Origin of the sequence: Massilia eurypsychrophila (assembly GCF_002760655.1) — a bacterium.
Classification (GTDB): domain Bacteria; phylum Pseudomonadota; class Gammaproteobacteria; order Burkholderiales; family Burkholderiaceae_D; genus JAFCUW01.
Genome location: NZ_PDOC01000004.1, coordinates 41264 through 64772, shown reverse-complemented (window position 1 = coordinate 64772; position 23509 = coordinate 41264). Strand labels below are relative to the sequence as shown.

At 64.1% G+C, this 23509-nt stretch carries 15 protein-coding genes; 13 read left to right on the top strand and 2 right to left on the bottom strand.

Annotated elements, in window-relative coordinates; all coding sequences use genetic code 11:
- Positions 1 to 194 precede the first annotated feature (194 nt).
- Positions 195 to 878, bottom strand: coding sequence for a winged helix-turn-helix domain-containing protein (locus CR105_RS08330; protein WP_229413754.1), 684 nt, complete (start codon positions 876 to 878; stop codon positions 195 to 197).
- Between the two features lie 21 nt (positions 879 to 899).
- Between CR105_RS08330 and CR105_RS08325 the strand changes: the two genes are divergently transcribed.
- Positions 900 to 2228 (top strand): S41 family peptidase, encoded by a 1329-nt coding sequence (locus tag CR105_RS08325; protein ID WP_099787986.1) that lies wholly within the window; start codon positions 900 to 902, stop codon positions 2226 to 2228.
- Positions 2229 to 2297: 69 nt separating this feature from the next.
- Here the strand turns inward: CR105_RS08325 and CR105_RS08320 are convergent, their stop codons facing one another.
- Positions 2298 to 5150 carry a TonB-dependent receptor gene (locus tag CR105_RS08320; RefSeq protein ID WP_099787985.1) on the bottom strand — a complete coding sequence of 951 codons (2853 nt, stop codon included), beginning with the start codon at positions 5148 to 5150 and terminating at the stop codon, positions 2298 to 2300.
- Positions 5151 to 5685: 535 nt separating this feature from the next.
- Between CR105_RS08320 and aroG the strand changes: the two genes are divergently transcribed.
- The 12 genes from aroG to infB all read left to right on the top strand — a co-directional run bounded on the left by aroG (position 5686) and on the right by infB (position 23486).
- The gene (gene aroG / locus CR105_RS08315; RefSeq protein ID WP_099787984.1) at positions 5686 to 6744 is read left to right on the top strand and encodes a 3-deoxy-7-phosphoheptulonate synthase AroG; all 1059 of its coding nucleotides are present in this window, start codon (positions 5686 to 5688) and stop codon (positions 6742 to 6744) included.
- 465 nt (positions 6745 to 7209) lie between these two features.
- Positions 7210 to 9027, top strand: a complete 1818-nt coding sequence (locus CR105_RS08310; RefSeq protein WP_099787983.1) for an ABC transporter substrate-binding protein — start codon at positions 7210 to 7212, stop codon at positions 9025 to 9027.
- Positions 9028 to 9241: 214 nt separating this feature from the next.
- On the top strand, positions 9242 to 10180 hold the full coding sequence (locus tag CR105_RS08305) for an ABC transporter permease (RefSeq protein WP_099787982.1): 939 nt from the start codon (positions 9242 to 9244) through the stop codon (positions 10178 to 10180).
- Positions 10181 to 10194: 14 nt separating this feature from the next.
- Complete coding sequence (locus tag CR105_RS08300; protein WP_099788315.1) at positions 10195 to 11283, top strand: ABC transporter permease; 1089 nt, start codon at positions 10195 to 10197, stop codon at positions 11281 to 11283.
- 10 nt (positions 11284 to 11293) lie between these two features.
- Positions 11294 to 12979: an ABC transporter ATP-binding protein gene (locus CR105_RS08295; protein WP_099787981.1), complete on the top strand. Its 1686-nt coding sequence runs from the start codon at positions 11294 to 11296 to the stop codon at positions 12977 to 12979.
- Between the two features lie 63 nt (positions 12980 to 13042).
- Positions 13043 to 13969 carry a VTT domain-containing protein gene (locus tag CR105_RS08290; RefSeq protein WP_099787980.1) on the top strand — a complete coding sequence of 309 codons (927 nt, stop codon included), beginning with the start codon at positions 13043 to 13045 and terminating at the stop codon, positions 13967 to 13969.
- A gap of 136 nt (positions 13970 to 14105) precedes the next feature.
- Complete coding sequence (locus tag CR105_RS08285; RefSeq protein WP_099788314.1) at positions 14106 to 15143, top strand: glucokinase; 1038 nt, start codon at positions 14106 to 14108, stop codon at positions 15141 to 15143.
- 365 nt (positions 15144 to 15508) lie between these two features.
- Positions 15509 to 16291, top strand: a complete 783-nt coding sequence (scpB, locus tag CR105_RS08280; protein ID WP_099787979.1) for an SMC-Scp complex subunit ScpB — start codon at positions 15509 to 15511, stop codon at positions 16289 to 16291.
- Positions 16278 to 18272 carry a 23S rRNA pseudouridine(2605) synthase RluB gene (gene rluB, locus CR105_RS08275; protein WP_099787978.1) on the top strand — a complete coding sequence of 665 codons (1995 nt, stop codon included), beginning with the start codon at positions 16278 to 16280 and terminating at the stop codon, positions 18270 to 18272. Before scpB ends, rluB begins: the two co-directional genes overlap by 14 nt.
- 294 nt (positions 18273 to 18566) lie before the next feature.
- Entirely contained in the window at positions 18567 to 19055 is a 489-nt protein-coding gene (gene rimP / locus CR105_RS08270) for a ribosome maturation factor RimP (RefSeq protein WP_099787977.1), read from the top strand.
- Positions 19052 to 20617, top strand: a complete 1566-nt coding sequence (nusA, locus tag CR105_RS08265) for a transcription termination factor NusA (RefSeq protein WP_099787976.1) — start codon at positions 19052 to 19054, stop codon at positions 20615 to 20617. Before rimP ends, nusA begins: the two co-directional genes overlap by 4 nt.
- A 46-nt stretch (positions 20618 to 20663) precedes the next feature.
- Positions 20664 to 23486, top strand: a complete 2823-nt coding sequence (gene infB / locus CR105_RS08260) for a translation initiation factor IF-2 (RefSeq protein ID WP_099787975.1) — start codon at positions 20664 to 20666, stop codon at positions 23484 to 23486.
- The last annotated feature ends 23 nt before the right edge of the window (positions 23487 to 23509 follow it).

The window sequence follows — 23509 nt, the reverse complement described above, 5'->3', positions numbered from 1 at the left end:
TCGATGATTGTTCGTTCTGTGCGCAGCTTGGCCATGCATGGTTCAGTCACCCCAAGCATAAGGTTTCATACGGAAACGTTCCGTGCGCCAACTGACACAAGATGTCGTTGGTCAATTTAAACGGGGAAAATATGGCGCTCGCGTAAGACTCTTCGGTGTCAGACTGTGCCGCCCTCGCCCGACAATGAATGCGGTCAATCGGCTTGGCGCCGCTTCGCCTTGGGCTGTATCGGAGAAAGGGAAAACGCCAGGCTGACTAACTGCCCGCGCTCGCTTGAACGCGGCTGGCTGGTGAGTTGCCCCAGGCTTAGAAGGAGCGCGTTGACCTCTTCAAGGTCCGCATTGCTCACCCATCCCTTATTGCGGGAGATCCACAATTGGCGACGGGGCCCGGATACTTGCACGCCCGGGAGCGCCAGGGCAACTGCAAAATCCTGCGCCGCAATGTGCAGTAATTGCTGGGAAAATTTGGTCAGGGCCACACTCACTCCTGGCACGCTCGGCTTGTACACCATGCGCAATGGAACGCCCTTTGCACCGGCGAGCCGGAAGCGCCGCTCCCCGCTGTCGGGGTGCTTGTTCTCCTTCACCATCCCGCCTTTGCGGAGCAATTCAAGGTGGTAGTACAGCCCGTCCATCGGCCGGCCCAATTCATTGGCGAGCTCGCCAACGCTGGCCTCACCACCCATTGCGGCCAAGGTATCGACCAGCTCCTGCCGCACGCCCGAGGCAAGCAGTGCGATGTCTTCTGGCGCCGATATTTCGCCGCGCGTTTTTGCGTCCATGGAGTCTGCCTGTGAATGTTCTGTTGAAATGATACCAAATTTTTTCAACGTAATGCTTGTGTCGGAAGGGGCTTCTATGTTGAAATGTGGCATTAATTTTTCAACGGAGGCGCGATGCGACTTTTCGCCATTGGGCTGTTAATCTTCTTTTGCGCCGCAAGCCATGCTACGGACAGCATACTGATCACGCCCGATGATGTGCGCGGTGACTTGCGTGCGGCGCGGGCATTCATCGAACGCACGCATCCTGCGCTCGAACTTGATCTGGACGCGGCGACAGGGTCGATTTCCAACGATCTTTCCAGCAATCTCACGCGCGACGAAGCGTGGTCGGTGATGGCGCGCCTCAATCCGGCATTCGCCGACGCCCATGTCATGATCGGCTATGCCGACTGGCGTGGCGAAGCACGGGCGCACCTGCGATCGGGCGGCGGGTTCTTCCCGTTCGAAGTATCAATCCACAGTGATGGTAACGTGCGCATACTCGCCTGGCTCGGCGGGCAGGAATCGTTGCTCGCCGGTTCGCGTATCGCGCGCATCAATGGCCGCGATGCGAAAGTCGTGGTCGCCGAACTGATGGAACGGGTGCATGGCGACACGCTGCAGTTTCGCGCAAGGCTGCTCGGACAACGGTTCTGGTTCTTGCTGTGGAAAATGTACGGCGCACCGGCAAGCTATACGGTAGAACTCGGGTCCGCCGCTGGGATGCGCCTGACCCAGGCCCGCAGCGAAGCGGTCGTTCTGCAAGATGACGCCAGCTTCGAGCGCCAGTTCCAGTCTCGCCTGCTCCCACCCAACGCTGCAGTTCTGGTGCTCGGGTCTTTCGCCTGGCCCGACAAAGAACGCTTCGTCGCGTTCACCCGAGAGGCCTTCGCCCGCATCAGGGAGGAGCGTGTGAACACGCTCATCATCGATGTGCGGCTCAACGGCGGCGGCAATGACGACTACTGGATCGACGGCGTGCTGCGGTACGTGGCGGCCAAGCGCTTTCGCTGGGCATCGACCTATGTCAAGCGCGTGCTGGAAGGGCGCGCGGAGCCGGGGCAGCGCACGGGCGACATCGTCGCCGGAGAGGTTGCCGGCTGGGTTGAGCCGGCCGTTGCCGAGCCGCTCAATTTCGACGGGCGCGTGTATGTGCTGACTGGCGATGCCACCTATTCGTCGGCGATATTGTTTGCCAACACCGTTCAGGATTTCGGCTTTGGCACCGTGGTTGGACCCGGCGGTGCGGTGCGCGCTCGCCAATCAGGCGGAACCCTGCGGTTTGTGTTGCCACGGACAGGGCTGGTAGTCAGCAGTCCCCGGTTCGTGCTTGATCGACCTTCAGGACTGCGCCGGCCGCGGCTGTTTACTCCCGACCTGGTCATCGCGGACGATCTGGTCAAACCGGACGCGATGATTGACGCGGTGCTCGCGCACAGTCGGCGGCAACCGTCGCCATAGCCTCCGGGGCCGCGCTGCCGACAACAAGCCCGGCATTGCCGGGTTTGTTGTCCGCATTCGCACGGCCCGTCAGAACCTGTGGCGCAGGCCCACGCTGAAGAACCGTCCCATTGCGCCGCTGTAGTCGAGCGGGTTGTACGACTGCGCGCCGTACGTCAGCGGATCGAGCGGTGCCACCTTGTCGAACAGGTTCTGGATGGTGCCGAACAGCTCGGTCCTGGACGACAGGTTCCAGCGCGCCGTCACGTCGAACGTCGTAAACGACGCGATCTCACAGCCGTTGGGTGCATCCTCGCCGTTGGCGAAGTGGATCGCGCAGCCTTCCGGATCGTCCTTGAACAGCGTGTTCTTGATCGGCGCGCGGTAGTTGACGGTGGCCGACACGCGCACCGGCGCCAGTTCCCAGGTCGCGCCCAGATTGATGCGGTCGTCCGGCGTGCCGATGCAGTTGGTGACGTCGCAGTTGCCGTGCGTGCCGGCAAAGTCGCGCTCGCTGCCATCCTGCTCGGTACGCACCCACTTGAACAGGTGCGTCCACTTCGCGTCCATCGCCAAGGTGCCGCGGCCGGTGCCCAGGTTGAACGCCGTGCGCGCGTCGAGGTCGATGCCGCGCACCTTGGTCTGGGCCGAGTTGACGTAGCGCGCCAGCACCGCCGTGATGGCGCCCGGGTCGCCCGGGATGCCGGTGGCGGTCGTCGGATCGCGCGACACCTGGCCGGCCGCAATCGCCGCGTCGGTCTGCTGCTGGTTGATCTCGTTTTTGCGCTTGATCTGCCAGAAGTCGAGCGAAATGCTGGTGCGCGGAATCGGATCCCAGATCACCCCGGCCGACCAGTTCTTCGAGCGCTCCGGGCTGAGCGCCGGATTCGGCGACGTGATGATCGCAATCGAGGTGGCGTCGCAGGCCGACGCCACGCCCAGCGAGCAGCGCAGCGGATCGGCAGCGGTGGAAAACGCCGCCAGGCCGCCGACGCCGTTTTCGGCCGAACTCGGCGCGCGGAAGCCTTTGGCGAAGGTGCTGCGCAGTGCCAGCTGGCGCGTCGGGTTCCACTTGACGCCGACTTTCGGCGTCCACGAATTGCCGACGTCGGAGAAGTGGTCGTAGCGCAGCGCGCCCGATACCTCGACCTGCTTGATCACCGGCGCCAGTATCTCCGCATACAAGGCCGTCGCGTCGCGCCGGCCCGAATAGGCCGAGTAGCCCAGGCCGATGATGTTGCCGATCTCGGTGCCGGAGGTCGGCGCCAGGTCGGTGCGCTCGTGGCGGAACTCGGCGCCGGCGGCCACCCCGATCGGCCCGCCCGGCAGCTGGCCGATTTCGCGCGTGCCGCGGAAGTCGATCTGGCTGATGCGCGTTTCCGCATCGTTCCCGATGACCGGCGACAGCGCCGCGTACATGGCCGGCGAATTGAGGCCGGCGTTTTCCGCGATGCGCCACACGGTGCCAGGCGGCAGCGCGGCGTACGCCGGACTGCGCGCGGCGGCCGCGGCGACGTTGGCCGGAGTCGGATTGAGCAGGGCGAAGGCGATGTCGCGCTGCAGGTAGTTGCGCCGCTTGTTGTAGACCTTGTTGCCGGAAAACAGCAGTGCGGCGTCGATGTCCCAGTCGTACATCGTGCCCTTGACGCCCATCACCAGGCGGCCGAACTTCGAATTGAGCGAGCTGGTGCGTGGACCGACGTCGGCGGCCAGGTAGCGCAGCCGTGCGGCGGTGCCGAAATAGGGATTGTCCGGATGGGCCGCGCCGAGCGCCACGGCCGCGTTGCTGACCGGGCCGCCCGGGTAGCCGACGTTAGCGTTGATGCCCGACGGCGTGCCCGACGATTCGGACTCGGTCCAGTAGTAGTTTGCCTCGACGTAGCCCTGCATCTGCGGGGTGAACTGAAACGTGCCGCGGGTAAACAGGTTGTAGGAATTTTGCCGTGGCTGGATCTGTTCGTACGACTGGTCGGCGTCGATCAGGCAGCCGCCGCCGGGGTCGCCCTGCGGATGGCTGGTAAAGTTGCTGCAGGCGGCCGCCGGAAAGGTACGGGTGAAGCCGACGCCGGCCGGGTTGCCGCGGTTATAGTAGTCGAGCGTGGTCGGGTTGCGCGCGTTGCCGTTGATGGCGCTGCCGGCGGCGTTGTTGGTGGTGATGGCGCCGGTGCCGCCCAGGCCTTCGAGTGCGCTGAAGCCCCATCCGCGCAGGTCGCCGCGGCCGATCTGTTCGCGGTCGTCGCGGTCGCGGTTGAACACTTCGCGCCGGCCGCCGAATTCGAAGCTGAACAGCGCGTTGTAGCGATCGGTGTCGAGGTTGCCGGTGCCATGGGTGATCGACACGCGCGCGTCGCGCCCGTCCCAGTACTTCGACTTGCCGTAGCTGGCGCGCACCGTGGTGCCCTGGAAGTCGCGCCGCAAGATGACGTTGACGACGCCGGCGATGGCATCCGAGCCGTAAATGGCGGATGCGCCGTCCTTCAGGATCTCGATCCGTTCGACCGCTTCGGTCGGGATGATGTTCAGGTCGGTAAACACCTTCTGGCCATCGTCGGCCAGGCCGTACGGGGCGACCCGGCGCCCGTTGATCAGCACCAGGGTCGAGGCCGAGCCGAGGCCGCGCAGCGAAATGCCGGAAGCGCCCTGCGCGAAGCCATTGCCAAAGCTGGTCGGCACCGAGCCCTGGTTGTCGACGGCCAAGGTCTGCAGCAGTTCGGCGACGGTGGTACGCCCCGATTTTTCGATGTCGGCCCGGTTCAGGGTCTGCACCGCGGAGGCGGTTTCGGCTTGCGCGCGGCGGATGTTCGAGCCGGTGATTTCGACCCGGGCCACCGGCTGCTGGGCCAGGTCCTGGGCCGGCGCCGGCAGTGCCGCCAGCAAGCCAAAGCCGGCCGCGCCGCCGGCGAAAATAACGCGCATTGATCGGGACAAGACAGTTTCTTTCATGTCGAACTCCAAGGTAGAAGGCCAATGTCATCCCGGATCGCGTCCCTGACGAGGTCGGGGTGCAATAACCTTGATCGAGTTCAATTAATCCCGAAGGAAAAATTGTTCTTCGTCAAGCACAACCGCGCGGATCGGGCTGGGGTGTCAATGGCTGAGTCTTGCATTCGACGCGCCGATTCGACTGAGGTATATCAAACCTGTCACGGCCGAGCCCCGAAGTGTGGGATTGTCACAACTGCCTCGCCAAGTCGGTGCGTCGCATTCGCCGCAAAAACCGTGTGGAAAGTCGGCGGGACAAAGCGCTTGCCAAACGGCGCCGGTTGTTGCTATAGTCGTTGCAACCCAATCGGATTCTTGCCATGCACCAAGTCGCCTTGTCTACCTGCATTTTTTACTTTAGCCATTCCAGCCCCAAGGCGGTGGAGTAGCGGCAGGTTCACGTGGCAGCAACAACGAGATCCAGCAAATCCTAGAAACCGCCAGCGATGGCGGTTTTTTTATTTTCAGCCTTGACCATTTAAAACCGGAGAACCGCATGCCCCGCACCGACGATCTACGCATCCGCGAAATGAAGGAACTGACGCCGCCCTCGCACCTGATCCGCGAGTTTGCCTGCAGCGAGGCAGCCGGCCAGACCGCGGCGGCCGGGCGCGTGGCGCTGCACCGCATCCTGCATGGCCAGGACGACCGCCTGATGGTGGTGATCGGCCCGTGCTCGATCCACGACACCAAGGCGGCGATGGAATACGCGCGCCGCCTGGCCGAACAGCGCCGGCGTCTGGCCGGCGACCTCGAGATTGTCATGCGGGTGTATTTCGAAAAGCCGCGCACCACCGTCGGCTGGAAAGGGCTGATCAACGACCCCTACATGGACAACAGTTTCCGCATCAACGACGGCCTGCGCATGGCGCGCGAACTGCTGCGCGACATTAACGAGCTGGGCCTGCCGGCCGGCACCGAGTTTCTCGACGTGATCAGTCCGCAGTACATCGCCGACCTGATCAGCTGGGGCGCGATTGGCGCGCGCACCACCGAGTCGCAGGTGCACCGCGAGCTCGCGTCCGGGCTGTCGTGTCCGGTCGGCTTCAAGAACGGCACCGACGGCAACATCAAGATCGCCGTCGAGGCGATCAAGGCCGCATCGCAGCCGCACCATTTCCTGTCGGTGACGAAGGGCGGCCACTCGGCGATCGTGTCGACCAACGGCAACGAGGATTGCCACATCATCCTGCGCGGCGGCAAGGCGCCGAACTATGACGCCGCCAGCGTCGAGGAAGCGTGCCGCCAGATGGGCGCACAGGGGCTGGCCGCGCGCCTGATGATCGACGCCTCGCACGCCAACAGCTCGAAAAAGCCCGAGAACCAGGTGCCGGTGTGCGCCGACATCGGCAGCCAGGTCGCCGCCGGCGACGACCGCATCGTCGGCGTCATGGTCGAGTCGAACCTGGTCGGCGGGCGCCAGGACCTGGTGTCGGGCAAGGACCTGCTGTACGGCCAGTCGGTTACCGACGGCTGCATCGACTGGGAGCAGAGCGTGCAGGTGCTCGACGACCTGGCGCAAGCGGTGCGCCAGCGCCGGCTGACCAAGGACTAAGGAAAGGCAGACGAAAAAAAACCCGCGGGCGTGATGCCCGCGGGTTTTTTTTTGGCGGCGCCTTACAACTTCACAAAAAACAACGCTGGGGTCAGGTCTGACATTCGGACATTTTCGCGGGGTCAGGTCTGACAATCGGACAATTTCGGTCGTTCCGCTTGCCGGGACGGACAGTGAGATGCACGCAATCAACAATGCGGCGGATTCGATCACCGAGCAGTGTGCGATTGGTAACTAAACTCGGCTATTTGTCCGAATGTCAGACCTGACCCCACATTTTTGTCCGATTGTCAGACCTGACCCCGGCGTTTCGTGACCCCGGCGTTTCGAGTGCCCTTGGCTCAACCGCTGGCGGCTGATTTGTGCGCCATCGCGTCCTTATCGCGGCCGAATTGCCGCCCAGCAGCGCAAATATGCGCTATCGTTACGCCTTTTTCGGACTCTGCTGCGGCAAAGGATTAGTCGATGAAATCACCGGTGGTACGTTGGTTGATGTACCTTGGCGTGCTGTGCGGCAGCGCAGCGGCGGCGCCGGCGCTCGCCGCTGAGCCGCTCAAGACGCTGCGCTACATCATCCCCGCGGCCGAGACTGGCTTCGATCCGGCCGTCGCGCGCGACCTGTATTCGGGCCACGTACTGCAGGCGGTGTTCGAAACGCTGTACACCTACGATTACCTGGCGCGCCCGGCAACGCTGGCGCCGCTGGCCGCCGCCGCGCTGCCGCAGGTGTCGGCCGACGGCAAGACTTATACGATCCGCCTCAAGCGCGGCATCCTGTTTACGCCGGACCCGGCGTTCAAGGGCCGCCGCCGCGAACTGACCGTCGCCGACTTCGTCTATTCGTGGAAGCGCCTGTTCGACCCGAAACTGGCGTCGCCGCATGCCTGGCTGTTCGAGGGCAAGGTCGTCGGCCTCGACAAGCTCGTCGCCGACGCCAGGAAAACCGGGCGCCTCGACTACGACGCCAAGGTCGACGGCTTTGAAGTGGTCGACCCGTACACCTTGCGCATCCACCTGACCCAGACCGATTTCAACCTTGGCATGATTCTCGCGCACGAGCCGACGTCGGCGGTGGCGCGCGAAGTCGTCGTCGCCTATGGCGACGCGCGCGGCGACGTCTCCTCGAACCCGGTCGGCACCGGCCACTACAAGCTGGGCCAGTGGGTGCGCGGCAACCGCATCGTCCTCGAGCGCAATACCGATCACCTGCCGGAGACCTGGGACTTCAAGGGCAACGGCACACCCGACGACCAGCGCATCATCGCGCAGATGAAGGGCAAGTCGATTCCGCAGATTGGCCGGGTCGAAATTTCGGTGATGGTCGAAGACCAGTCGCGCTGGCTGTCGTTCCAGAGCGGCGGCACCGATTTGTTCTGGCTGGACGGCCCGCTGGCGCCGAAAGCGCTGCAGGACGGCAAGCTGCATCCGGAACTGGCGGCCAAGGGCGTGCAGCTGTCGCGCCTGATGGATCCGGAAGTGACGTATTACTACTGGAACATGAAGGATCCGCTGCTCGGCGGCATGTCAAAGGAAAAGATCGCGCTGCGGCGCGCCATCGCGATTGCCCACAACATCGACGAAGAGATCGCCATCGTCTGGAACGGCCAGGCCGAGCGGCTCGACTATCCGATCCCGCCGGGCGTGGTGGGGCATGATCCAGCTTACAAGAGCCTGCTGCAATACGATCCGGCGCTGGCCAATCGCCTGCTTGACCGGTTTGGCTACAAGAAAGGCAAGGACGGCTGGCGCACGCTGCCGGACGGCAAGCCGCTGGTGATCCGTTACGTCTCGCGCAACGAGGCTAGCGGCGTGCTGCAGGCCGAGGTGTGGCGCAAGACCTACACGTCGCTTGGCATCCGCATGGAAAACGACCGCATGATCTTCAGCGACCTGCTCAAGGCCGAGCAGCTGTGCAAGGTGCAGAGCCGCAACTACCAGTGGGTCGCCGACTATCCGGACGGCGACAATTTCATGCAGCTGTACTACGGCCCCAACATCCACCAGAACAACGCCGGCTGTTTCGCCGACCCGGAATTTGACCGGATGTACGCGCAGACCCAGAAGATGCCGGCCGGCGCCGAGCGCGACGCGCTGTACCACAAGATGGCGCGGCGCATCGAAGTGACCGGCGCCTCGCGGATGGGCTACGCGCGCTACCGCAACATGCTGGCCCAGCCAAATGTGCTGGGCTACAAGAAGCACCCGATCATGAAGCAGGAGTGGCAGTACATCGACCTGGGGGCCAGACCCGTTCCTTCTTCAAAAGGGTCTGACCCCGGTTGAGTTGCCAGTGGTACACCACCGACTTCACTTCGATAGAAAACATCGGAAAGCCGGGTCAACAAAAAATTTAAAACGGGTCTGACCCCAATTTAATTTAGTTGTTTTGGGGTTTGGCCAATTTACATTGGGGTCTGACCCCGATTTAATTTAGTTGTTTGGGGTTTCTGCCAAATTAGAATGGGGTCTGACCCCAAATTGTATTGGAGCACCTATCGTGTTTGCCTATATCCTGCGCCGCCTCTGGCAGATGCTGCCCACCATGGCCGGCGTGGTCGTGCTCGTGTTCGTGCTGTTTAACTGGGTCGGCGGCGATCCGGCGTATATTTTGGCGGGCAAGATGTCGAACGCGGAGGCGATCGCGAATATCCGCAAGCAGCTCGGCGTCGACCAGCCGTACTACGTGCAGCTGTGGATCTTCGTCAAGCAGATATTGACCTTTGACTTCGGCAACTCGTGGGCCACCGGCGAATCGGTCGCCAACATCATCACCACCCGGCTGGGGCCGTCGCTGACGGTGCTCATTCCGCTGACGATCCTGGAAACGTTTTTCGGCATCGCCCTGGCGCTGGCGATCGCCTTCGTGCGCGGCTCGCTGACCGACCGCGCCGTGATGATCGCCTGCACCGTCGGCATGTCGATTTCCATCCTGGTCTACATCATCGTGTTCCAGTACGGCTTCGCCTACAAGCTGGGGCTGTTCCCGGTGCAGGGCTGGGGCGAGAGCTTCGGCGAAAACCTGCTGCGCTATTCGCTGCTGCCGATCCTGATCGGCCTGGCAGTGTCGATCGCGCCGACCCTGCGCCTGTACCGCAGCTTCGTGCTCGACGAGGCCAACCAGGACTACGTGCGCACCGCGCGCGCCAAGGGCCTCGGCGAACGCCGCATCATGTGGGTCCACGTGCTGCGCAACGCGTCGATTCCGATCATTACCCACGTCATGTCGAACCTGCCGGCGCTGCTGATCGGCGCCTTCCTGCTCGAACGCTTCTTCGGCATCCCGGGCATCGGCCGCGAAGTGATCCTGGCAGTCGAGCGCAGCGATTTTCCGGTTATTAAGGCGATCACCGTCTACGTCGCCGCCGCCACGATGTTTTTCAACCTGCTGACCGACCTGATGTACCAGGCCGTCGATCCGCGCGTTCAACTTTCCTGATGGCCGAACAACACATGACCAATCAACCAACTTCGCCCGGCCTGTGGGCGCTTGCCTGGCGCCGGCTGCGCGGCGACAAGGTCGCGATGGTGTCGCTGGCGGTGGTGGCGGCGTTCCTGGCCATGCTGGTGCTGTCGTCGACCGGCCTGATCGTGGCCGACTGGGAACAGGAAGTCGGCGTCAATTATGCGCCGCCGCACTTTGCCGGCGCTGCCGGCGGCCTGGCGCAAAAGTCGCCGGCCGCGCCAGAGGCCGCCGTGCCCGACAATCCGTTCGACCCGCTGGCAGCCGATATCAAGGCGATCCGCGCGCAGTCCGGTTCTGCCGCGCTCGACATGTACGGCGTCACCGATCCGCTCGCCGCCGAGATGGCCGAACTGCGCGCCGTCACACAAGGCGCCGCCGGCGCCCAGACCGCGCGCCGCGAAACGCTGCCGTTCGGCGCCGACAAGTGGGGCCACGACATCATCAAGAAAACCATCAAGGGCGCCGAGACGTCGATCGTCGTCGGCCTGGTCGCCGCCACCCTGGCCGTCGCGCTCGGCACGATGTTCGGCGCCGTGTCCGGCTACTACGGCGGCGTGGTCGACGATTTCTTCAACTGGTTCTACAGCATCTTCACGTCGATCCCGTCGATCCTGATGATCCTGACGGTGGCCGCGGTGCTGCAGCAAAAGGGCGTCGCCACCATCGTGCTGATCCTGGGCCTGACCGGCTGGACCGGGCCGTACCGCCTGATCCGCGCCGAGTACATGAAGCACAAGGCGCGCGAATACGTGATGGCGGCCGACGCCATCGGCGCCTCGACCTGGCGCAAGATGTTCTCGCACATCTTCCCCAATGTCAGCCACGTCGCGCTGGTGCAGTTGTCGATCCTGGTGGTCGGCTTCATCAAGGCCGAAGTGATCCTGTCCTTCCTCGGCTTCGGCGTGCCGGTCGGCGTGGTGTCGTGGGGCAGCATGCTGAACGAGGCGCAAAACGAACTGATCCTCGGCAAGTGGTGGCAGCTGACCGCCGCCGCGGCCGCGATGGCGCTGCTGGTGACGGCGTTCTCGCTGTTTACCGACGCGCTGCGCGACGCGCTCGACCCGAAACTGAAATGAGGCGCGGCACATGACCCTAGATAACAACATGCTGCTGCAAGTGCGCAACCTGCGCGTCTCGTTCCGGCTCGACAAGAAGACCAGCTTCGAGGCCGTCAAGGGCATCTCGTTCGACGTGCCGCGCAACGCCACCGTCGCGCTGGTGGGCGAATCGGGCAGCGGCAAGTCGGTCAGTTCGCTCGCAGTGATGGGCTTGCTGGCGCGCGAAAACAGCGTCGTCGACCCAGCCAGCAGCATCCTGTTCAACGGCCGCGACCTGCTGACAATGTCGCCCGCTGAGCGCCGCAACATGTGCGGCAAGGACATCTCGATGATCTTCCAGGAGCCGATGTCCTCGCTCAACCCGGTGTTTACGGTGGGCTTCCAGATCGGCGAAGTGCTGCGCCTGCACATGGGCATGAACCGCCGGCAGGCGAGGGCGCGCACCCTGGCGCTGCTGGGCGAAGTCGGCATCCCCGATCCCGAGCGCAAGATTGACGCCTATCCGAGCCAGATGTCGGGCGGCCAGCAGCAGCGCGTGATGATCGCGATGGCGATTGCCTGCGAGCCCAAACTGCTGATCGCCGACGAGCCGACCACCGCGCTCGACGTCACGATCCAGAAGCAGATCATGGGCCTCATCGCCGACCTGCAAAAAAAGCGCCAGATGTCGGTGCTGTTCATCACCCACGACCTCGCCCTGGTGGGCGAAATTGCCGACCGCGTCATCGTGATGCGCCACGGCGAAGTGCGCGAGGAGGGCCCGGTGGGCCAGATCTTCGAGCAGCCGGCCGACGATTACACGAAAGCGCTGCTGCATTGCCGCCCGAACCTCGACGAGCGGCCGATGCGCCTGCCGGTGATCGACGACTACATCGCCGGCGCCGCCGTGGCCGACCTGCCGCAGCGCAGCCGCGGCAGCGCACCTGGCGACGTGCCGCTGCTGGTGGTCGACAAGCTGTCGAAAAGTTTTTATACGCGCGACGGCCTGTTCGGCAAGCGCGAGTTCAAGGCCGTCAAGGACGTCTCGTTCACCTTGGCGCGCGGCAAGACGCTCGGCGTGGTGGGCGAATCTGGCTCCGGCAAGACCACCGTCGGCCTGACCTTGCTGCGGCTGCACCAGGCCACCGCCGGCACTGCCATGTTCGAAGGGCGCGACCTGATCTCGATGCCGGCGCGCGACTACATGCCGTACAAGCGGCGCATCCAGATCATTTTCCAGAACCCGTACGCCTCGCTCAATCCGCGCTTTACCGTCGGCCAGATCCTGCTCGAGCCGATGCGGATCCACCGGATCGGCGCCGGCGACAACGAGCGCATCGCGATGGCGCAGGCCCTGCTGGAAAAAGTCGGCTTGCCGGCGCAGGCGTTCCACCGCTACCCGCACGAGTTTTCCGGCGGGCAGCGCCAGCGCATCGCGATCGCGCGCTGCCTGACGATGAAGCCGGAGATCCTGGTGTGCGACGAATCGGTGTCGGCGCTGGACGTGTCGGTGCAGGCCCAGGTGCTGAACCTGCTGCAGGATTTGCAGGATGAACTCGGCATGAGCTACATTTTCATCTCGCACGACCTGTCGGTGGTCAAGTACATGGCCGACCAGGTGATGGTGATGCACCAGGGCAGCGTGGTGGAACTGGCCGACTCCGACGAGCTTTACCGCAACCCGCAGCACGCCTACACCAAGACCTTGCTCAGTGCGATCCCGCGCGGCATCTGAATGCCAAAACCGGCTCTGACCCGGTTTGGAACGCTGATGTAAAGATTCCGTTACCATGGTGAGATGTCCGAACTTATCCTCCTGATCCAGCAATATGGCGTGCTGATCGTCTTCGCCGTCGTGCTGGTCGAACAGATCGGCCTGCCCATTCCCGCGATGCCGCTGCTGATCGTGGCCGGCGCGCTCGCTGCCGGCGGCGAGATCAGCTGGCCCGCCTGTCTTGCCGCCGCGCTCGCCGCCTGCATGCTCAGCGACTTCTTCTGGTTTCGCGCCGGGCGCTTCTACGGCAAGCGCGTGCTGCGGCTGCTGTGCAAGATATCGTTGTCGCCCGATGTCTGCGTCAGCCAGACCGAAGACAAGTTCCACCGCTACGGCATCAAGTCATTGATCGTGGCCAAGTTCATCCCCGGATTTAACGCGGTCGGCCCGCCGCTGGCCGGTGCGATGGGCACCAGCACGCCGCGGTTTTTGGCGTTCAGCTTTACCGGCAGCCTGCTGTGGAGCAGCGTCGGCGTCGGCGCCGGCATGTGGTTCCACAAAAGCGTCGACCGGCTGCTGGCGTCGCTCGAGACGATGGGCGGCGCTGCCTTGTCGACGCTGGCCGGCCTGCTCGTGCTGTTCGTGCTGTACAAGTATCTCGAGCGGCGCCGCTTCCTGCGCCTGCAGCCGGTCGAGCGCATCGACATGCATGAATTGCACTCCTTGCTCGACGGCGGCCAGGCGCCGGTCATCATCGACGCCCGCAGCCTGACCGCCCAACAGCTCGAGGCGGCGATTCCGGGCTCGTTGAACTACCTCGACTGCACAACCGGCGAACTGATGACCGCGCTCGACAAGGACAGCCACATCGTCGTCTATTGCAGCTGCCCCAACGACGTCACCGCCACCCAGGTCGCCCGGCAATTCCTCGCCAACGGCTTTCACCGGGCCCGGGCGCTGCACGGCGGGCTCGATGCCTGGAACGCGCACCACAAGGCGACTGGCACGTAGCTTGACTACGTATTGTTGGTCCACGCCGGAGCGAGTTAAGCTATTGTCTTTCCATCGCTGTACCTAAACTACAAAGATTGCTTGCATCTGCGGCAAGAAGTCCTTAAGCTTGGTGGTCACTTTTTCCTTTTCGACCATGACCGTTCAGCTTCAGGCCGCGCCGCCCCCATCCGCCACCTCCATTGCCCATGCCGACGGCCCGCGCCTGCTGGCCGATATCGGCGGCACCAACGCCCGCTTCGCGCTGGAAACAGGCGCCGGCAGCATCGAGCGCATCGCCGTATTGCCGTGCGGCGGCTACTCGACCCTGGCCGCGGCCCTGCGCGCCTACCTGCAGTTGCCGGAACTGGCCGGCGCCGGGCAGATCCGCCACGCCGCGATCGCCATCGCCAATCCGGTCGACGGCGACCTGGTGCGCATGACCAACCACCATTGGGAGTTTTCGATCGCAGGCCTGCAGCAGGAATGCGGCTTCGACACGCTGCTCGTCGTCAACGACTTCAGCGCACTGGCCTGCGCCTTGCCGCACCTTGGCGCACAGCAGAAGCGCCAGGTCGGCGGCGGCGCCGCCCGCGCACATGCCGCGCTCGGCTTGCTCGGCGCCGGCACCGGTCTCGGCGTTTCCGGCCTGATTCCGGCCGGCGACGGCTGGAGCGCGCTGCGCAGCGAGGGCGGCCACGTGACGTTTTCGCCCGCCAGCGACGCCGAACTGGCGATCCTGCGCTTCGCCTGGACCGAGTTCGACCATGTGTCGGCTGAGCGGCTGCTGTCGGGCGTCGGCATCGAACTGATCTACCGGGCGCTGGCCCACCACGGCGGCCGGCCCGACGAACGGCTCGGCGTGGCCGAGATCGTGCGGCGCGCGCTGGCCGGCGAATGCGCGCTGTGCGACCAGGTCATCGAGGCGTTCTGCGGCATGCTCGGCACCGTTGCCGGCAACCTCGCCATCACGCTCGGCGCGCAGGGCGGCATCTATATAGGCGGCGGCATCGTTCCGCGCCTGGGCGAGCGTTTTGCACGCTCGTCGTTTCGTGCCCGCTTCGAGCAGAAGGGGCGCTTCGTCAACTACCTTGCGCAAGTGCCGACCTTCGTCATCACTGCCGAGTACCCGGCTTTCCTCGGCGTATCGGCAATTCTCGCCGACAAGCTTGCAACAACGCCCGGCGCGTGCTAGCGCGCCGATTGTCACATTCGCCGTTTTATCAGGTACAATGGCCGCAGTTTTGAAGAGACGATGTCGATCGTTGCTGCGGCGCGCGCCCTGAGCCTGGTCTCCCGGCGCCTCCCGTGACGAAGCGTTCCGCTTGAAAATCAACGGCTTGCGACCCGCCAGGTGTGCGGAAAGCCGTGTGGCCGGGTACGGATCTCGCCACCAGTACCATCCTGCCAGCCGCATTCCGGCCCCGGCAACGGATTCCAGTTTCAACGAATTTTGTGTACCAATCGGCCTCATTCGATGACGGTCGCCGCGGTTCGTTGAGTGGTTTTTGTTTGATATTTTCTTTGCATGGCATTGCAAGATCCGCTGACGACATCGTTATGAATACTGATGAGGCTAAAAGAGTCCTCGAAACCGCCTTGCTGTGCGCCCGCGAGCCGCTGTCGATCCACGGCATGAAAAAGCTGTTCGTCGATGTCGACGACAACGGCCGCCCGATGGGCGCCGGCGTCGGCGCCGACACCATCAAGCTGATGCTCGAAGAATTGCGCCACGACTGGGATCGGCGCGGCATCGAGGTCGTCAGCCTGGCAACCGGCTGGCGCTTCCAGAGCCGGCCCGAAATGAAGCAGTACCTCGATCGCCTGAGTCCGGAAAAGCCGCCGAAGTATTCGCGCGCCACGCTCGAGACGCTGGCGATCATTGCTTACCGCCAGCCCGTCACGCGTGGCGACATCGAGGAGATTCGCGGCGTGGCCGTCAACTCGCAGACGATCAAGATGCTGGAAGACCGCGGCTGGGTCGACGTGCTGGGTTACCGCGAAGTAATCGGCCGCCCGGCGTTGCTGGGCACGACGAAGCAGTTCCTCGACGACCTTGGCCTGGCGACCTTGTCGCAATTGCCGCCGCTGCAGGAAGTGGCCGACATGCGCGGCAGCGGCCTCGAGATGGAGGCGCTGGAAGCGGCCTTGCAGGAAAATTTTGACAAAGCGGCGGCCCCGATGGCCGCCACCGACGGCGCAGGCGGCAGTGACGATACGCCCGGCCCTGACACTTCACCGGTGGAAATTCCGGTTGAAGTCCCAACACACGACCCTGCGCCAGAGAATCCGGTTGACGCTGCGACTGGTCAACAACCAAGAACGAACGATGAATCCAACTAAACCAACAGAGACAGATGCCGCCGACATGGCCGGCAAGGACGAGGCCGTAGCGGCCAAGCCGAAGCGCCGCACCAAGGCCCAGATCGAGGCCGACACCGCGGCAGGTATCGCGCCGCCGCGCGCCCGCAAGGCCGCCGCGCCGAAAGCGACGCCGGCCGACGGCGACGCGTCGGCGGCGCAGCCGGCCGCAGCCGCGGCCGAGGCGGACATGCCCGTCGTTGCCCGCAAGCCGCGCAACGTCAAGGTGCAGGTTGCCAAGCCAGAAGTATCCGCCGCCGCCATCACCGAGCCGGCCGAGCGCGGCGACAGCGCCGATGCGCCGCGCCAGGAGCGTGGCCCGCGTCCGCCGCGCGGCCCGCGCCAGATGCGCGCCGAGCGCCAGATGCGCGAACCGCGCGTGGCGCCTGCGCCAGCTGACAACAGTGCCGAGGCGATCGCCACCGCCGAGCCGGTCGAAGGCGCCGAAGCGCGCCCGCCGCGCGGTCCGCGCCCGGAGCGCATTTCCGACGGCAAGATCCGCCAGAAAAAGAACAAGAAGGGCAATCCCGGCCTGCAGCACCACAAGAAGACCAGCAACTACGACGCCGATGCGGCGTTCTCGTACGTGACGTCCGACGCCTACGACGCCAACGACGGCGGCCGTGCGCAGCCGTCCAAGCCTGCCAAGCGCGACCTGACGAGCGACGACGACGCGCCGAAATTGCACAAGGTGCTGGCCGAAGCGGGCCTCGGTTCGCGCCGCGACATGGAAGACATGATCGTCGCCGGCCGCGTCTCGGTCAACGGTGAGCCGGCCCACATCGGCCAGCGCATCTTGCCGTCGGACGCGGTACGCATCAACGGCAAGCTGGTGCACCGCAAGGTCAGCACCAAGCCGCCGCGCGTGCTGGTGTACCACAAACCGGCCGGCGAAATCGTCAGCCATGACGACCCGGAAGGCCGGCCGTCGGTGTTCGACCGCCTGCCGACCATGAAGGCCGGCAAGTGGCTGGCCGTCGGCCGCCTCGACTTCAACACCGAAGGCTTGCTGATCTTTACGACCTCGGGCGACCTGGCCAACCGGCTGATGCACCCGCGCTACAACATCGACCGTGAATACGCCGTGCGTACGCTCGGCGAGCTGGAAGAAGGCATGCGCCAGAAGCTGCTGGCCGGCGTCGAGCTCGACGACGGCGTGGCCTCCTTCACCAAGATCGCCGATGGCGGCGGCGAAGGCATCAACAAGTGGTACCGCGTGGTCATCGGCGAAGGCCGCAACCGCGAGGTGCGCCGCATGTTCGAGGCGATCGGCCTGACCGTCTCGCGCCTGATCCGTACCCGTTACGGCGCGATGACCCTGCCAAGCGGCCTGAAGCGCGGCCGTTGGGAAGAACTGGAAGAAAACGACGTGCGCGCGCTGTTGACCGCGTTCGGCGTCGAGAAGAAAGCCGACAAGGGTGAACGTGCCGCGCCCGAGGCGCGCAGTTCCGGCGCCAAGGGCCGTGGCCCGGCCACCCCGCGCGTGCTCGACGAAGACTCGCGCAACGACGGCAACCGCATCGACCGTGTCGACGCCAACCGCAACGCCGATCCTTTCGGTCCGCCGAACGGCCGTGGCCGCGGTGGCCGCCCGGGCGGGCGTCCCCAGGCAGCGCCGGTCGGTGCCGGTTTCGGCGGCATGCCGGGCGGCCATCCGACCGCCGGCGGCGGCCAAGGGCGTCCGCAGGGCCAGGGCCAGGGCCAGGGCCGGCCGCAAGGCCAGGGCCGTCCCGAAGGTGGTGGCCAGGGTGGCCGGCCGCAGGGACAGGGTCGTCCGGGCGGGCGTCCGGGCCAGTCGGCAGGCGGCGGCGGTGGTGCCGGCGGTCCGAAAGGTGCTCGCCAGCCGGATCCGCTGCAAACGACCTTTGGCTTCGGCAACGCCGGTTCGGCACGCCGTCCGCAGGGCCCGCAAGGTCCGCGCGGCGCCGACCATGGCCTGCCGCGGCGCGGCCGCCGCGGCTAGAGTCAGACCCGGTTTGGCTTTTCAGGGGTCTGGCCGGGTTGCGTTGTTTGCTGAGCACCGGGTCTGACCCCTGCGGACAGTGTTGTTTGAATGTTCATTTGATCCGCGAGCGATTGCGGGGCGAAGTGAAAAGCGTTATAATCTATAGCCTAATAAAAGTTCTTCGCCGCTCAGCTCAGTCTGATGCAAGTGCTTTCATCTGGCAGGAATATAAGAAGATGGGCAGATGCCCATTTTTTTTTTGGTAAATCGTTTTAGCGGTCCGTGCGCGGACCTGGGATCTGGAGAGACCGATTGCAGCAGTTTGATTTGATCGCCAAGACAGTAGCTGGCCTGGGCTACGACCTCGTGGATGTGGAGCGGGGCGAGCGCGGGATTTTGCGCGTATACATCGACTTCACTGCAGAGGACGCGGCCGAGAAAGGCCTGATCACGGTCGAGGATTGCGCCACCGTCAGCCATCAGTTGTCGCACGTGCTGACGGTCGAGAACGTCGCTTACGAGCGCCTCGAGATCTCGTCGCCGGGGCTGGACCGCCCGGTGCGCACGATGGCCGACTTCGAGCGCTTCGCCGGCGAGGAGTGCACCGTCAAGCTGCGCACCGCGTTTGCCGGCAGTGCCAACCGCAAGACCTACACCGGGGTTCTGCAGGCGCCGCAAGGCGACAAAATCGGTTTGGAATTTGAAAGTAAGGATGGTCCGGCGCTGTTGGAGTTTACGCTCGCCGACTTGGATAAGGCACGCTTGGTGCCGCAGGTGGATTTTAAGAAGGGCAAAGCATGAGTCGCGAAGTATTGTTGTTGGTAGATGCGCTGGCGCGCGAGAAAAACGTCGATAAGGATGTCGTCTTCGGCGCGCTCGAATTCGCCCTGGCTCAGGCCACGAAGAAACGCTATGAAGGCGAAGTCGATATCCGCGTCTCCATCGACCGCGAGTCGGGCGAGTTCGAGTCCTTCCGTCGCTGGCACGTCGTGCAAGACGACGCCGGCCTGCAGCTGCCGGACCAGGAAATCCTCCACTTCGAGGCGGTCGAAACGATCCCCGATATCGAAGTCGACGAATACATCGAAGAGCCGATCGAGTCGGTCGAGTTCGGCCGCCGCTTCGCCCAGGACACCAAGCAAGTGGTCCTGCAGCGCGTGCGTGACGCCGAGCGCGAACAGATCCTGGTCGACTTCCTCGAGCGCGGCGACGCCTTGGTTACCGGCACCATCAAGCGCATGGAACGCGGCGACGCGATCGTCGAATCGGGCAAGATCGAAGCGCGCTTGCCGCGCGACCAGATGATCCCGAAAGAGAACCTGCGCATCGGCGATCGCGTGCGTGCCTTCATCCTGCGCATCGATCGCAACATGCGCGGCCCGCAAGTGATCCTGTCGCGCACCGCGCCTGACTTCATCATGAAACTGTTCGAACTCGAAGTGCCTGAGATCGAGCAGGGCCTGCTGGAAATCAAATCGGCTGCCCGCGACGCTGGCGTGCGCGCCAAGATCGCCGTCTACACCGCCGACAAGCGGATCGACCCGATCGGTACCTGCGTCGGCATGCGCGGTTCGCGCGTGCAGGCCGTCACCGGCGAGCTCGGTGGCGAACGTGTCGACATCGTGCTGTGGTCGGATGATCCGGCCCAGTTCGTCATCGGCGCGCTCGCTCCGGCCAACGTGTCGTCGATCATGGTCGACGAAGAAAAGCACGCGATGGATGTCGTCGTCGATGAAGAGAACCTGGCCATCGCGATCGGCCGCTCGGGCCAGAACGTGCGCCTGGCAGCCGAACTGACTGGCTGGAAGATCAACATCATGACGGCCGAGGAATCGGAAAACAAGTCGGCGCAGGAAACTGCGGCGGTGCGCGCGCTGTTCATGGAAAAACTCGACGTCGACCAGGAAGTGGCCGACATCCTGGTCGAAGAGGGTTTCGCTTCGCTGGAAGAAATCGCCTACGTGCCGATCTCGGAAATGCTCGACATCGAATCGTTCGACGAAGACACCGTCAACGAGCTGCGCACCCGTGCCCGCGATGCCCTGGTGACCGAAGCGATCGCGTCGGAAGAAGGCCTCGAAGGCATGGAAGAGCAGCTGGTGAACATGGAAGGCATGGACCGCACCACGGCCGGCAAGCTGGGCCTGGCAGGCATCAAGAACCTCGACGCTTTTGCCGCCCTTGCGTACGACGAATTTGGCGCCATCCTGGCGTTGCCGTCCGAGCGCGCGCGCGACCTGATCAAAAATGAATTTAATGATGTGACCGACGATGAGATGAAGCTGGTCGACTCAAAATACGATGACCGCGCCAAGGCATTGCAGGCGAAAGCCTGGAGCCTGGCAGAAGTGGCCAAGGCTTAATTTGAGTATCTTTATCATCTCCGCGACACATAGAAAAGAGGACTGAATGGCGAGTAACAACGTAGCCCAATTTGCCACCGAACTGAAGATGCCTGCAGATTTGCTGCTGACGCAGCTGCGTTCTGCCGGCGTCGAAAAAAGTTCGACGTCAGATCCATTGTCGAAAGATGATAAGGATAAGTTGTTGTCCCACCTGCGCCGTACCCACGGCGCGGCGGGCGACACCGAAAAGAAGAAGATCACGCTGACGCGCAAAGAAACCACCGAGATCAAACAGGCGGACGCTTCGGGCAAGTCACGCACGATCCAGGTAGCTGTCAAGAAAGTGCGCACCTTCGTGCAGCGCGACGAACCGGTCGCGCCGCCAGTAGTCGAGGCCGCTCCAGTAGCGCCGGTGATCGATGCCGCCGAAGTGGCGCGCCGTGAAGACGACGCCCGCCGCCAGGCTGAGCTGATCGCACGCCAGGAAGCGGACCTGCGCGAAAAGCAGGATCGCCTCGCCAAGCTCGACGCTGAAAAAGAAGCCCAGGCCAAGCAGGCCGAGACCGACGCCAAGAAGGAAGCGGCCGAGGAAGCCAAGCGCAGCGCGGCGCAAGCTGCGAGCGCCGGCGTTGCCGCCGCCGACGACGAAGCGAAGAAGGCTGCCGCCGCCGAAGCGAAGACCAAGGCTGCCGCTGCCGCCAAGGAAGTTGCTGACCGCGCCGAAGCGAACGACAAGGCCCGCAAGGCCGTCGCCGACGAAGTGGCCCAGATCAAGGCGATGATGAATGCGCCGCGCCGCGCGATCAAGGCTCCCGAGCCGGTCGCGCCGCCGGTCGCCGCGCTGAAGCCGAAGGTTCCTGAAGGCACGCTGCACAAGCCGGCCGACAAGAAGCCAGGCGAGAAAGCTGCCGACAAGAAGCCGGTTACCGCCGACAAGAAGTCGATCAAGTCGGCCAATGTGTCGTCGACCTGGTCGGACGACGCCAAGAAACGCGGCGCACCAGGTTCGATCAAGCCACGCGGCAACGTCGGTAGCGGCGGACGCGATGGCTGGCGCGGTGGCGCCAAGGGCCGCCGTCCTTCGCACAACGAAGACCGCGAAACCAATTTCCAGGCGCCGACCGAAGCGGTCATCAAGGACGTTCACGTTCCTGAGACGATCACGGTCGCCGAACTGGCGCACAAGATGTCCGTCAAGGCATCCGAAGTGATCAAGCAGTTGATGAAGCTGGGCCAGATGTGCACCATCAACCAGGTGCTGGACCAGGAAACGGCGATGATTCTCGTCGAGGAAATGGGCCACAAGGCATTTGCCGCCGCCGAGGACGATCCGGAAGCGCTGCTGGCCGACCAGGGTGAACACACCCACTTCGAGTCGATGCCGCGCGCACCGGTCGTGACCGTCATGGGTCACGTCGACCACGGCAAGACGTCGCTGCTCGACTACATCCGCCGCGCCAAGGTTGCATCGGGCGAAGCGGGCGGCATTACGCAGCACATCGGCGCTTACCACGTCGAAACGCCGCGCGGCATGATCACCTTCCTCGACACGCCAGGCCACGAAGCATTTACGGCCATGCGTGCCCGCGGCGCGAAAGCGACCGACATCGTCATCCTGGTGGTGGCGGCGGACGACGGCGTGATGCCGCAGACGAAGGAAGCGATCGCCCACGCGAAAGCTGCCGGCGTGCCGCTGGTGGTGGCGATCAACAAGATCGACAAGCCGGGTGGCAACCTTGACCGCGTGACGCAGGAACTGGTCGCCGAGCAAGTGCTGCCGGAAGAATACGGTGGCGAGTCGCCATTCGTGCCAGTGTCGGCCAAGACCGGCCAGGGTATCGACGACCTGCTCGAGCAAGTGCTGCTGCAAGCCGAGATCCTGGAACTGAAGGCGCCGGTCGATGCGCCGGCGCGCGGCCTGGTGGTCGAAGGTCGTCTCGACAAGGGCAAGGGCCCGGTTGCGACCATCCTCGTCCAGTCCGGTACGCTGCGCCGCGGCGACGTGATTCTGGCTGGCTCGTCGTTCGGACGCGTTCGCGCGATGCTCGACGAAAACGGCAAGCCGATCACCGAAGCCGGTCCATCGATTCCGGTCGAGATCCAGGGCCTGACCGAAGTGCCGGTTGCCGGCGAAGAAGTCATGGTCATGGCCGACGAGCGCAAGGCGCGTGAAATTGGTCTGTTCCGTCAAGGTAAGTTCCGCGACGTCAAGCTGGCCAAGCAGCAGGCGGCCAAGCTGGAGAACATGTTCGACAACATGGGCGAAGGCGAGGTCAAGAACCTGCCGGTCATCATCAAGACCGACGTGCAAGGTTCGCAGGAAGCGCTCGTCAGCTCGCTGCAGAAGCTGTCGACCAACGAAGTGCGCGTTCAAGTCGTGCACGCCGCGGTCGGTGGCATCACCGAGTCGGACGTCAACCTGGCAGTGGCCTCGAAAGCGGTCATCATCGGCTTTAACACCCGGGCCGATGCCCAGGCGCGCAAGCTGGCCGAGTCGAACGGCGTGGACATTCGCTACTACAACATCATCTACGATGCGATCGATGAAGTCCGTGCCGCTCTGTCAGGCATGCTCGCTCCTGAAAAGCGCGAGACCATCATCGGCCAGGTCGAGATTCGCCAGGTCATCCTGGTATCGAAGGTCGGCGCCGTTGCCGGTTGCCTGGTCACCGATGGCGTGGTCAAGCGGACCTCGTCGGTACGCCTGCTGCGCAACAACATCGTGCTGTGGACCGGCGAGATCGATTCGCTCAAGCGCTTCAAGGACGATGCCAAGGATGTACGCGCCGGCCTCGAGTGCGGCCTGTCGCTGAAGAACTACAACGACATCCAGGTTGGCGACACCCTGGAAGTGTTCGAAGTTCAGGAAATCGCCCGGACGCTGTAATTCAGCTGTTACGCAGCACCGCA